The organism is Glutamicibacter sp. GQ173 (assembly GCF_059759215.1).
Map to the genome: position 1 here is coordinate 266,023 of NZ_JCAXDT010000003.1, position 12,267 is coordinate 278,289.

At 63.5% G+C, this 12,267-nt stretch carries 11 protein-coding genes; 9 read left to right on the top strand and 2 right to left on the bottom strand.

Features of this window, described 5'->3' with window-relative positions; genetic code table 11:
* Positions 1-61: 61 nt before the first annotated feature.
* Positions 62-829, bottom strand: a complete 768-nt coding sequence (locus tag AC6CHO_RS07255; RefSeq protein ID WP_498214360.1) for a DeoR/GlpR family DNA-binding transcription regulator — start codon at positions 827-829, stop codon at positions 62-64.
* Between the two features lie 66 nt (positions 830-895).
* Positions 896-3,139: a 4-hydroxythreonine-4-phosphate dehydrogenase PdxA gene (pdxA, locus tag AC6CHO_RS07260; RefSeq protein ID WP_498214362.1), complete on the bottom strand. Its 2,244-nt coding sequence runs from the start codon at positions 3,137-3,139 to the stop codon at positions 896-898.
* Positions 3,140-3,340: 201 nt separating this feature from the next.
* Here pdxA and AC6CHO_RS07265 point away from each other — a divergent pair, with 201 nt between their 5' ends.
* From AC6CHO_RS07265 to AC6CHO_RS07305, 9 genes are read left to right on the top strand one after another with little or no spacing between them, the layout of a single operon-like run.
* The gene (locus tag AC6CHO_RS07265) at positions 3,341-4,918 is read left to right on the top strand and encodes an ABC transporter substrate-binding protein (RefSeq protein WP_498214363.1); all 1,578 of its coding nucleotides are present in this window, start codon (positions 3,341-3,343) and stop codon (positions 4,916-4,918) included.
* 3 nt (positions 4,919-4,921) lie between these two features.
* Positions 4,922-5,857, top strand: coding sequence for an ABC transporter permease (locus tag AC6CHO_RS07270; RefSeq protein WP_498214364.1), 936 nt, complete (start codon positions 4,922-4,924; stop codon positions 5,855-5,857).
* On the top strand, positions 5,854-6,780 hold the full coding sequence (locus AC6CHO_RS07275; protein ID WP_146276909.1) for an ABC transporter permease: 927 nt from the start codon (positions 5,854-5,856) through the stop codon (positions 6,778-6,780). The genes AC6CHO_RS07270 and AC6CHO_RS07275 overlap by 4 nt, the downstream gene beginning before the upstream one ends.
* Positions 6,780-7,619: an ABC transporter ATP-binding protein gene (locus tag AC6CHO_RS07280; protein ID WP_498214365.1), complete on the top strand. Its 840-nt coding sequence runs from the start codon at positions 6,780-6,782 to the stop codon at positions 7,617-7,619. Before AC6CHO_RS07275 ends, AC6CHO_RS07280 begins: the two co-directional genes overlap by 1 nt.
* Positions 7,616-8,440, top strand: coding sequence for an ATP-binding cassette domain-containing protein (locus tag AC6CHO_RS07285; RefSeq protein WP_498214366.1), 825 nt, complete (start codon positions 7,616-7,618; stop codon positions 8,438-8,440). Before AC6CHO_RS07280 ends, AC6CHO_RS07285 begins: the two co-directional genes overlap by 4 nt.
* 32 nt (positions 8,441-8,472) lie before the next feature.
* A complete protein-coding gene (locus tag AC6CHO_RS07290; protein WP_498214367.1) occupies positions 8,473-9,429 on the top strand; it encodes an aldo/keto reductase in 957 nt (318 codons plus the stop codon).
* A 21-nt stretch (positions 9,430-9,450) separates the two neighbouring features.
* Entirely contained in the window at positions 9,451-10,221 is a 771-nt protein-coding gene (locus tag AC6CHO_RS07295) for an HpcH/HpaI aldolase family protein (RefSeq protein ID WP_498214368.1), read from the top strand.
* 28 nt (positions 10,222-10,249) lie between these two features.
* Positions 10,250-11,485, top strand: a complete 1,236-nt coding sequence (locus tag AC6CHO_RS07300; RefSeq protein WP_498214369.1) for a sialidase family protein — start codon at positions 10,250-10,252, stop codon at positions 11,483-11,485.
* The gene (locus AC6CHO_RS07305) at positions 11,478-12,158 is read left to right on the top strand and encodes an SDR family NAD(P)-dependent oxidoreductase (RefSeq protein WP_498214370.1); all 681 of its coding nucleotides are present in this window, start codon (positions 11,478-11,480) and stop codon (positions 12,156-12,158) included. Before AC6CHO_RS07300 ends, AC6CHO_RS07305 begins: the two co-directional genes overlap by 8 nt.
* Positions 12,159-12,267 lie beyond the last annotated feature (109 nt).

Here is a 12,267-nt window from a genome sequence, read left to right on the forward strand (position 1 = left end):
GCGCGATGCAACGGCAGGGCAAGCATAGGGTGCTTTGGGGTGAGTGGTGGCTATTCCGGGATTAGCCCGCGACGATGATCTCTACGTTGGCCTTCTTGAATGGCGCAAGCTGGTTCGCGCTGGCCTGTGCGTCGGTGATCAGCGTCCAGCCTTCGGGCAATTTGGCCCACGCGTGGAAGGGGTGCTGATTGAGCTTGGAGCTGTCGGCCAGCACAAAAACTCGTTGTGCCCGCGAAGCCATTTTCTCCTTGAGGCGGGTCTGCACCAGGTCCGCTTCGCAGATGGCGTCAGGGGTGACCGCGTCGGCACCGAGGAAAACGGAATCAAAGCTCATCCGCTCCAGGCAGTATTCGGCCAGCGGCCCGACAAAGGCCGCGCTGCGGTGCCGCAAAGTTCCGCCAAGGCACTCCACATGCACCGACTCCGCCTCGGCTAGTTCCTCCACCACCACCAGAGAGGTGGTGGCTACGGTGAGGTCGCTGGCATCACGCAGTTCATGAGCCAATGATGCGACTGTTGATCCCGAGTCAAGCAGGATGGTTTGACCCTCGGCCACCAGCGAGCGCGCCTTGCGCCCGATGGCGTTTTTGGCGGCGGCGTTCTCCATGTTCCGCTGGCGGAACGTGGACTCGATCACCGGGGCGGTCAAGGGCATCGCGCCTCCGTAGGTGCGCGCGATCTTCCCTTCGCCGGTCAGCCGCGAGAGGTCGCGCCGGATCGTGGAAGCAGTGACACCGAAGCGTTCGGAAAGTTCCTCGACACTGGCCAGGCCGCTGGTATTGGCCAGTTCGAGGATTTGCCCTTGGCGCACCTTGGCACTGGTTGACATGGGACCCTTTCCCTCCTGAGTCGGTGAATCTATTACGCCGAGTGTATCGGCATTGCTCCGGTTCGGTTACTTGACCGGGACCGATGCCAAGTTCACCGATTGCGCCAGTGCCTCGATCATGCTTCCCACCTCGACAATGCCCTTGCCTGCGATATCAAATGCGGTGCCGTGGTCCACCGAGGTGCGGATGACTGGCAGGCCCACGGTGATATTCACGCCGGCTTCAATGCCGAGAACCTTCACCGGGCCGTGGCCCTGGTCGTGGTACATGGCGACTATGAGGTCGTAGTCGCCCCGGCCTGCCAGGAAGAAGGCGGTATCGGCGGGCAGCGGGCCAATGGCGTTGACCCCGTCGGCCTGCAGTTTCTCAAGTGCGGGGGTGATCTTTTCTTCCTCTTCGCCGTAGCCGAACAGGCCATTCTCGCCGGCGTGCGGATTGATGGCGCAGACGCCGATCTTGGGATTCGGATTGCCGGCGCGGACCAACGCTTCATGTCCGCGGCGGACAGTGCGCTCGACCAGACCGGGTTCGATTTTCTTGATCGCATCAATCAGGCCGATATGCGTGGTCACGTGGATGACCTTGACCTTGGGAGTGGAAAGCATCATCGATACCTCCTCGACGCCCATGAAGTGGGCGAGCAATTCGGTGTGCCCGGGATAGATATGGCCGGCTTCATGCAGTGCCGCCTTGTTCAGTGGAGCAGTGCAGATGCCGTGGACTTCGCCGCGCATGGCCAGCTCACAGGCGATGCGGATGTAGTGGTAGGCGGCATTGCCGGCTTCGCTGGAAATCTTGCCCCATTCGAGGTCCTCAGACAGCAGGTGGGGGTCGATGACATTGATGCGTCCGGGGGCAAACTGGGCTTGCGCGACATCGGAGATCTCCACGATCTCGGCCTTGAGGCCCAGAGCGGCGGCACCGAGCGAAAGCCGGCGGCAGTCGCCAATGACGATGGGGCGGCTGATCTTGTAGGCATTCGCATCCAGCAGGGCTCCGACGGTGACTTCGGGACCGACGCCTGAACCGTCACCCATGGTGACAGCGATAAGAGGGCGGGTGTCCAGGGTGGTTGTGCTCATGGATTCTGGCTCCTGTGATAGAGGGGCGCGTAGCTCGCGCAGGGTGGTTAATGCTGTAGTGAGGATGCTGGGGCTGCCGAAGGAGCCGGGTTTGGTTCCAATCAGTCGTCCATCGGGGGCCTGGCAAATGACAACTCCGGGCTCCAGTTGTTTCAGCGGAGCCAGGGAGGTGACGCCGAGGTCATCGAGGACGGCTCGGGCTGTTTCGCCTCCCGTGAGGAAAAGGTCCGCCCCGGGGTGCTTGGCCAGGAAACCTGTTGCCTGTTTCCTCAGCTGCCGGAGCACCGCGGTTGGATTGGTCCGGCTGCGCGTTGCGCGCAAAATCACCGGGGCTCCCGGCGTGGGCGAAGGCAATTCGTTGATGGTTTCGCTGCAGGGAATTCCGGCCTTCTGGGCAAGTTCAAGCTGCTGCCCGGAGGTGCCGGAGGCGGAACCGACGACACCGAGGATGCAGCGCGCTGGCCCGCCCAGCGGGGCAGCGGCTTGCAAGGTCATGCCCTGGGGTTGTGCCGAGCGCCGGGACAAGCTGCTGACCAGCTGCGTGTTCAACGCGCCGGTGCCCACCAGGATGCTGCGCTGGAATTGCTGCGGGTTGGTGGAGCGCAAGGTGAGCCAGGCATCGGCAATGCCCAGCAGGTCGTCCTCGGTCGCGCAGTCCACGATGAGCGCTGACGCGGAATTCGTCGCGGCGTCCAGCTGGTCTTGGAGCAGTTTCCCGTCGGACAAGCTCGCTGCCGCTGTGTCGAGGTCGCCGAGAAGCTCCGTGATGGTTTCTGGGGCCTTCGCGGATTCTACTTGCCAGGCATCCGTGGAAGACAAGGGCCGGCCGGCAATCAGCGGTCGGCCATTTTTGACACTTCGTTCCATATGGGGCAGCGCGCCAGCAATAATGAGCCGGTAGCCGGCATCGATCAGGGCGCCGAGCTCCGCATTGAGATTGCCGCGCCACAGCGAATCGATCTTCTTGAAGATCATGGTGCTTTGCGGCAGCCTCTGGACCAGCTTCTGGATGCGCCGGTGGGCGTCTGCCGGTTCCAGGTACCTGCTATCGGTGTCCATAACGGTGACGCGGCTTGCGCCGCTTGGAGATCCTGGGGCGGAGCCGAGGGAGATCCGAGTCGGAAATCCATGATCGCTCCACGGCAAAGATACTTCGCAGGAGCCGGAAAAATCGTCGGCGAGAATCAGGAATTCCTGGTGCTTCTTGGCCATTTGAGTGCTTGTCACCTCCTTGAATGCAGTTCCGGGTAGCTCCGGAGATCCGCGTGCTTCTGGAGTCATCATGGCACAGTTGCGCGAAATGCGCTATGCCTATTGCGCATTTCGCGCAATCGTGACAAAGTGACATTGCGATACACATCACAGCGAGTGGACGGCCCTTCAATCAATTGGGCAAAGCGCTCCAGAACATCGATTGGGAGGTCGAAGATGACCGCACGATTCTCAGCCCCTGGGGTGTCGCGGCGCCAGCTGTTGAAGCTGGCCGGAGCCGCTGGGCTCTTTGCGGCAGTGGGGGTGAGCGCCACCGCGTGCGCAGGACCCACCGGATTGCCGGGCAAAGACACGCTGACCCTGGCACTGAACCGGTCCCTGGTTTCACTGGATAACAAGCTGAACCAGTTCGATGCGGCCGTTACCGTGCAGCGATCGGTCCGCGAGGGCCTAACCGCGATCGGCCCGGACATCGCACCGATTCCGGTGCTCGCCGAATCAATGGTGATGGCATCGCCAACACGCTGGACCGTCAAGCTGCGCGAAGGGATCACCTATTCGGACGGGCGTCCGGTCAAGCCGCAGGACGTGGCCACCGCGCTGGAAATGTACGCAAAGGTGCAAGGTTCCTTTGTCGCCAGCTTCTTCCCCGAATTCCCCACAGTGACCGAAGTGGATGAGCGGACGTTCCATTTGGACTCCAAGGGGCCCATCCCGATCCTGGATGCGCTCATGGCGCTCATCCTGATTTCTCCTGCCGAGGATAACAAGGCAGAAGAGCTACAGACCGGTGTGGGCACCGGGCCCTACGTTGTCCAGTCCTATGACCGCGGCGCCGGGACCTACACGCTGGTGCGCAATGAGAAGTACTGGGGCGAACCGGCACCAATCCGGCAGGTCAACGTCCGCTTCCTGCCCGAAGAATCCTCCCGCGTGATCGCCTTGCGCAGTGGCGAAGTAGATGTCATCGATTCCATCTCGCCCAATTCCATGGAACAGCTCCAGGGCCTGCCCGGCGTCACCATCGACACGGCCTCCTCGCTGCGCTTGAACCAGATCTTCTACAACTTCCGCAAGCCGAAGTCCCATCCGCTCGCCGATCCCAAAGTCCGCCAGGCCCTGTCCTTCGCCATCGACGGCAAGGCCCTGGTGCACGATGTCCTGATCGACACTGTGGAACAAGCGCAGGGCGTGACCCCGACAAGCCTGTCCGGATATGCCAAGACCGGTGATTATGTGTATGACCCGGGTAAAGCCAAGTCGCTGCTCTCGGATCTCGGAGCGGAGAATCTGAAGCTCAAGATCATCTGGGAGACCGGCGAATTCCCCTCGGATACCGCCATCATGGAGGCTCTGGTGCAGATGATGGGGGATATCGGAGTGAAAACCGAGCTCCAGCAGTTTGAACCCGGCGGCAATATCCTGCAGTGGCGCCAAGGCAAGGAAGGCGACTGGGACCTGCTCGGCAACGGTTTCTCCAGCCCCACGGGTCTGGCCATCACGATGCTGCAGGGCATGTACGCCGGCACCGCGGAAAAGGAAAAGACCCGCGACACCTACCAGGGCTACGTCAACAGCGATGTCGAACGCAAAATCGCCCGCGCGGCCTCTGAAGTCGATGAAGCCAAGCGCACCGCATACCTCAAGGTCGCCCAGCAAGCAGTCTGGGACTCGTGGCCCTGTGCCTGGGCCTTTACCCCCAAATCAATTCTTGCCCGCCGCAACCGCGTGCAAAACCTGGAACTATCCGCCGCCAACGCCTACCCGCTGGCCCGTGTGGGATTGGAGAGCTAAGCCATGCTGACCTATCTTCCCAAGCGCATCGGACAGGGACTGCTCACGGTATTCCTTACCGTATCCGTCGTCTTCCTGCTCATCCGCATGGCACCGGGCGACCCGGCTGCCTCGTTCGCCGGGCCGTTGGCCACCAATGAGCAGCTGGCCGCCGTGCGCGAGCAGTTCGGCTTGGACAAGCCGCTGCTCCAGCAGTACGTGATTTTCATCGGACAGCTGTTCACCGGCCATCTGGGGCAGTCCTATTCCTTCCAGGCCCCCGCCGTGCAGGTGGTGATGGACCGGCTGCCCTACACGCTGACCCTGGCCACCAGCTCCATCCTGCTGGCCACGCTGGTCGCCATTCCGCTGGGAATGTGGATGGCCCGCCGCACCGATACCGATGCGGAACTCGGCGTGAACGTGCTGACCATCGCCGGGCAATCCATGCCCGACTTCTGGACCGGCATCATGCTGCTCACCGGGTTCTCGGTGATCATCCCGCTGTTCCCGGCTTCCGGCTTCACGACCTGGGGCGGGCTGGTCCTGCCGACCATCACCGTCGCGATCCTGCAGATCGCCCTGGTTTCGCGCATGGTCAAGCGTGAAATGGTCACCAATTTCAACGCCCCCTATCTGAGCATCGCCCGTTCCCGCGGCGTCAGCGAACGGGTGCTGACCTGGCGCTATGCGCTGGGCAATGCGGGCATTCCCGTCTTCACCGCCCTGGGCACCCGCTTCGCGGCGATGCTCAACGGCGTGGTGGTCGTGGAAGTCGTCTTCGGCTGGCCCGGCGTGGGCTCGCTGATCGTGCGGGCCCTGGAAACCCGCGATTACCCCCTGATCCAGGCCACCGTGCTGATCACCGCCCTGCTGGCCGTCGCAGTCCAGCTGCTGATCGATCTGGCCTACCCACTGCTGGACCCACGGGTCCGCCTCGGAAAGGCAGCTTCGGCATGAGCACCACAACCCGCAACCTCGCGCAAGCTCCGGATCCGGTCCGCGGCTCGGCAGTGACCAAGCAGCTGCTGAAGAAATCGGCGGCCGCCCGGCGTGCCCGGTCAACCCGCATCAAGCTGTGGCTGGGCACCATCCTGACCCTGCTGGTGGTCCTGCCGATCGCATTGGCCAACCTGCTGCCGATCGCAGACCCGAATATGCAGGACCTCGGCGCCCGGCGTTTGGCCCCGTTGATCGACGGGCACCTCTTCGGCACCGACCAGCTGGGCCGCGACCTGCTCTCCCGGGTGCTCTTCGGAGGCCAGACCTCGCTGATGATCGGCGTGCTGGCGGTCGTCGTTTCAGGGGCTGTCGGAGTGATCCTCGGATCCATTGCCGGGTTCTACGGCAAATGGGCCGACGTGATCATCTCCCGCGTGCTCGAAGCCCAGCTGTCCCTGCCGCTGCTGATGATGCTGCTGCTGGTCGTTGCCCTCTTCGGGCCATCCATCCCGGTGATCACCGGTGTCATCGCCATCGCCCAGTGGCCCGAGGTTGCGCGCCTGACCCGGTCCCTCGTCCTGGTCGAGCGCGAGAAGCCCTATGTGGATGCGGCCAAGACGCTGGGCCTTCCCAAAGTGCAGATTCTCGCCAAGCACGTGATCCCCAATGTCTTCAAGCAGGCCAGCCTGGTGATCTTGCTATTGCTGGCCCAAGCGGTGCTCCTGGAAAGCGCATTGTCCTTCCTCGGTGCCGGACCGCAGCGCCCCTTCTCCACCTGGGGCCGGCTGATCTCCGACGGCCAGGACTACATCACCACCTCGTGGTGGATGGTGACGCTGCCAGGCCTGTTCATCGTCGTTCTCGTGGTTGGGGTCAATCTGCTCGGCGATGCCCTGCGCGATGGAAACCTGCGCCGCACCTCTAAGAAGGAAGGCAAGTGATGAGCGAGCAAAACACCGCAGTCCTGGAAGTCAGCGACTTCAGCGTGGAACTGATGACCGACAACGGCGTGTTCAAGGCGGTCAAAAACGTCAACTTCCGCATCGGCCACGGGGAAACCGTCACCATCATTGGCGAATCGGGTTCCGGCAAATCCACGACCGCCATGGGCCTGCTCCAGCTGTTGCCCCGCGGGCTTGCGGCCTTGTCCGGCCAGGTGCGGATCAAGGGCGAGGATGTGCTGGCCAACCCCAAGGCCATCGCCAAGTTCCGCGGACGGGGCCTGGCGTTGATCCCGCAGGACCCGATGACCGCGCTGAATCCCGTAGCCACGATCGGCTCGCAACTGCGCGAGGCGATCAAGGTGGCCGGACGCATTACCGGCAAGCAGGAGCTGCACAGCAAGGCCGTGCAGCTGCTCGAGCAGGTGCGCATCCCACTGGTTGAGGAACAACTAAAGAAATTCCCGCATCAGCTCTCCGGCGGCATGCTGCAGCGCGTCCTCATTGCCATTGCGCTGGCCAGCGAACCAGAACTGCTGGTCGCCGATGAGCCCACCAGCGCCCTGGACGTCACGGTGCAGGCCGGAATCCTCGACCTGCTGCTGGAACTGCAGCAGCGCAGCGGAATCTCGATACTGATGATTACGCACGATATTGGCGTTGCACGCCTGGTTTCCGACACAATCCATGTGATGAACTCGGGGAAGTTCGTCGAGTCCGGCCCCGCCGCCCAGATTGTCGACGCACCAGAACAGGACTACACCCGCAAGCTGCTCGCCGCGGTTCCGCGCTTGGGAACCTGGGACGAAACGCCAATGGCACCAAAGGGAGCATCATGAACCAGCAAGCACCGTTCCTCTCGGTGAAGAACCTGAGCGTCGAGTACAACACGCACAACGGAATCTTCCGCGCGGTCGACGACGTTTCCTTTGACCTGGAACGCGGCACGACCTTGGCCGTGGTCGGTGAATCAGGATGCGGAAAGTCGACCATCGCCAAATCCATCATGCGCCTGCTCAAGCCGGCCAAGGGGCAGATCCTGCTGGATGGAACCGACCTGGTGGCTCTGAATGAAAAGCAGCTGCGCCCGTTGCGCCGCAAATTCCAGATGGTCTTCCAAGACCCCTACGGCTCGCTGGACCCCAGCCACAGCGCCGAGCAGATCATCACCGAGCCGCTGAAAATCCAGAAAAGCGGGACGCCTGCCGAACGCCGCAAGGAGGCCTTGAGGCTGCTCGATCGCGTGGGCCTGCCCGAGGGAGCACTGGATAAGCGGGCCAATGAATTCTCCGGCGGCCAGCGCCAGCGCATCGGCATTGCCCGGGCACTGGCTTCCAAGCCGGAGCTCCTGGTCTGTGACGAGGCGACCAGCGCGCTGGATGTCTCGGTGCAGGCACAGGTGCTCAAGCTGCTCGCCGAGATCCAGGAAGACACCGGGATCTCCTATGTGTTCATTTCACACAACCTGGGCGTGGTGCAGGAAATCAGCGATCAGGTCATGGTGATGCAGAAGGGAAAGCTGGTCGAACTGGGCAGCACCGAGCAGGTGCTCACCTCGCCGGCCCAGCCGTACACCCGCAAGCTGCGCCGCGCGGCCCTGGACCCGAGCCAGATGGAAGGCGTGAAGCCGCGCCACATCCTGGCCGGGCTGGCCAGCTAGAACCGCAAGAGACGAACAAGGAAGCAAAGATAATGCCCAAGAACACCCCGGCAGCATTGGTCCTGGGAACCATGACCTTCGGCGACACCGCCGATGCCCAAGCCAGCGAGCAGATGCTCAATACGGCACTGGACGCGGGAATCACCCATATTGATACCGCCAACGCCTATGTCGGCGGGGCCACCGAAGAGCTGCTGGCCACCTTGCTGGAAGGCAAGCGCGACTCGGTATTCCTGGCGTCCAAGGCGGGAATGCCCCATGCGGACGCCGGCGAGGATTCGCCCTTGTCCCCAGCGGCATTGCGCCGAAGCGTGGAGGCCTCGCTGCGGCGGCTGAACACCGACCGCCTGGACCTGTTCTACCTGCACCAGCCCGACTACGCCACCTCGCTGGAAGCGACCTTGGGCGAAGTCGCGAAGCTGCACCAGGAAGGCAAGATCCTGTCCCTGGGCGTTTCCAACTTTGCCGCCTGGCAGATTGCGCAGGCAAGCCATGTGGCCGAGTCGGTCGGCGCGCCGCCACCTGTGGTGGCCCAGCAGCTGTACAACCTGGTGGCGCGGCGCATCGAAACCGAGTACCTGCCCTTTGCCCAAGCCAGCGGGGTGCAGACCATGGTGTACAACCCGCTCGGCGGCGGACTGCTCACTGGGCGCCATAGCTTCGCGCAACAGCCGCAGGAAGGGCGCTTCGGCAGCTCCCGGCTGGCCAGCATGTACACCGAGCGCTATTGGGATGAGGACCTCTTCAAGGGCATTGAAGCGCTCACCGCACTGGCCGAGGACGCCGGCATCAGCCTGATCGAGCTGTCCCTGCGCTGGCTGGCCTACCACCAGGGCGTTGACTCGCTGCTGCTGGGTGGATCCAAGGCGAGCCAGCTCGAATCCAACATTGCCGCCATCGCCAAGGGGCCATTGGAGCAGAACCTGGCTGAGGCAGCCGCTGCGGCCACCGCCTCGCTGCACGGCCCGATGCCTGCCTACAACCGCTAACAAGAAAGAGACACCAACGCCATGACCTCAGCAGTTGCCACCGAATTCGCCCGCAAGATCCGTGACCGCGAACCAGCCGTCGGGTACTGGGTGGTGCTCGACTCGCCGGTATCCACCGAACGCATCGCACGCCTGGGCTATGACTACGTTGCCCTCGACGCGCAGCACGGGCTGATCGGCTACAACGGAATGCTCACCGGGCTGATGGCCATCGACGCCTCCGGCCAGGCCGCCGGTGTTGTCCGCGTGGAAGCCAATAACGCGACCGCCATTGGCAAGGCCCTGGACGCTGGCGCCGTGGCAGTCATCGTGCCGCTGGTCGACAACGCGCAAGACGCCGCCGATGCGGTCAAATACGCCAAGTACCCGCCGCATGGCATCCGCTCCTACGGACCCATGCGTTCGGCCCTGCGCGTTGGCCCGGTGCCAGCGGAATCGGATGCCACCACCATGGTCTTCGCCATGATCGAGACTCCGGGCGGATTGGAGAACGTCGAAGAAATCGCCGCCGTCCAGGGCCTGGACGGGCTGTACGTCGGGCCCAGCGACCTGGCCCTGGCCATCGGCGCCGCGTTCCCAGGGGATCCGGCGATCAAGGAGGAATTCGAGGCCGCGCTCAAGCGGGTCAGCGCGGCAGCACAGCAGTCTGGCATTGCCGCCGGCATCCACAACGCCAACGGAGAGCTGGCCCAGCAGCGCCTCGGCGAAGGATATACCTTCGCCACGGTGGCCTCGGACCTGACCCACCTGGAAGCAACGGCCGCGGCCCACCTGCAGCAGGCCCGCTCCTAGCACCGAATAGACAGCAAGGAATCAGACAATGTCGTTGACCGATTTTTCCACCATCAACCCCGACGGGCAGATCCACGAGGATGGGCCGCTGGCCTACGCCTACCTGCCGGCACCCGCCGTGCAATCCCACGCAGCCAACCTGATGACCCTGGGCAACGGGGATCTGGGCTGCGTCTGGTTCGGCGGAACACAGGAAGGGGTGGCGGATATCAGCATCTACTTCTCCACCCTGCAGCGTCTGCCCGAGGGGCAATGGGCGGAAAAATGGTCGCCGGCACAGCAGCTGTCCAGCGACTCGACCCGTTCCGAGCAGAACCCGATCCTGTACCGCCACGGTGAGGAACTCTGGCTGTTGTACACGGCCCAGCACGCGGGAAACCAGGACACCTCCGAGGTGCGCCGCCGCATCTCCAGCGACCACGGAAGCACCTGGTCCGACCCCGAAACCCTCTTTGCCGCCACCGAGCACGGCGGGGTCTTCGTGCGCCAGCCACCGGTGCAGGTCGGCGAACGGCTATATGTTCCGGTCTTCCGCTGCGCTACCGTGCCAGGGCAAAAATGGGTGGGGGACTTCGACGATTCCGCGCTGATGGTCTCCACCGATGGCGGAGCCACATGGACCGAGCAGATTATCGAGGGGTCCACCGGCTGCGTGCACATGAATGTCGCGGCGCTGGCCGATGGCAGCCTGCTGGCGCTGTATCGCAGCCGCTGGGCCGACTGGATCTATGCCTCGCGTTCCGAGGACGGCGGGCTGACGTGGAGCGTGCCGGAAGCCACCGAATTGCCGAATAACAATTCATCCATCCAGTTCGTCTCCATGAATGATGGCCGCTTGGCCTTGATCTACAACCACTCCCAGGCCACTGAGCAGACCGAACGCCGCCTGTCGCTCTACGACGAGATCGACGATGAGGGATTGGATTCCAGCGTCGATGGCCCGGTGGTGTTCGAACCGGTGGCCACCGGGGAACCCGGGGTGCAAAAGGCCTTCTGGGGCACGCCCCGCGCGCCGCTGACCGTGGCGATCTCATCGGACCAGGGCAGAAGCTGGCCAGCACGAAGGAACCTCGAAGTGGGGGATGGGTACTGCCTTTCCAATAATTCCCGCGAGGGGCTGAACCGGGAATTCTCCTATCCTTCCATCCATGAAGGCCAGGATGGGGCCCTGCACCTGGCCTACACCTATTTCCGCCAGGCCATCAAGTACGTGCGCATCGACCCTTCGTGGGTCAGCGCGCCGGAGGCAAGCGATCATGCCTAGCGCTCTGGTCACCGGGGTCAGCTCCGGCATTGGCGAAGCGATCGCCCGCGCCCTGCTGGAAGCCGGCTATGAAGTCACGGGCCTGAGCCGCAGGGCACCGGCCATCGCCAATAAGCGCTTCTCCTGGCGGAGCACCGACCTGGGAGACCTGGGCCAGGTCCAGGATGCCGCACAGCAGCTGTCGGCGCCCGATCTTTTTGTCCATGCCGCGGGCTATATGGCGACAGGGCCGTTGGGCGAGCTCAAGGCGGAGGATCTGGCGGGGATGCACGCGGTTCATGTGCAGGCGCCAATGGTGCTGCTCAACACCCTGGCACCGAAGATGGAGGATGGCTCCCGGATCATCTTGATTGGCAGCCGGACCATGAGCGGTGTCGCTGGCAAGAGCCAATATGCCGCTACCAAGTCAGCGCTCGCCGGGCTGTCGCGCAGCTGGGCCATGGAGCTGGCGCCCCGTGGCATCACCTGCAATGTCGTGGCGCCGGGGCCCACTGATACTCCGATGATGGTTGATCCGCGCAGGGCGGGCGTCCCTCCGGTCACGCCGCCCCTGGGCGCGCTCGTGGATCCCGCCGATGTGGCCGCCCTGGTGCTGTTCCTGGGCGGGGAGCATGGCAAGTCCATCACCGGCCAGGTGATGACCATCTGCGGCGGCGCGTCGCTCAAAGGCTGAGCCCGCGTCCGGCCGGCCCTGCCGGATAGTGAATCCTGTATCTGACATACTGTTGCCTGTGGAAAAAACCTCCCGTTCAACACGTGTGCTCAGAGGCATGGCGGTCGCG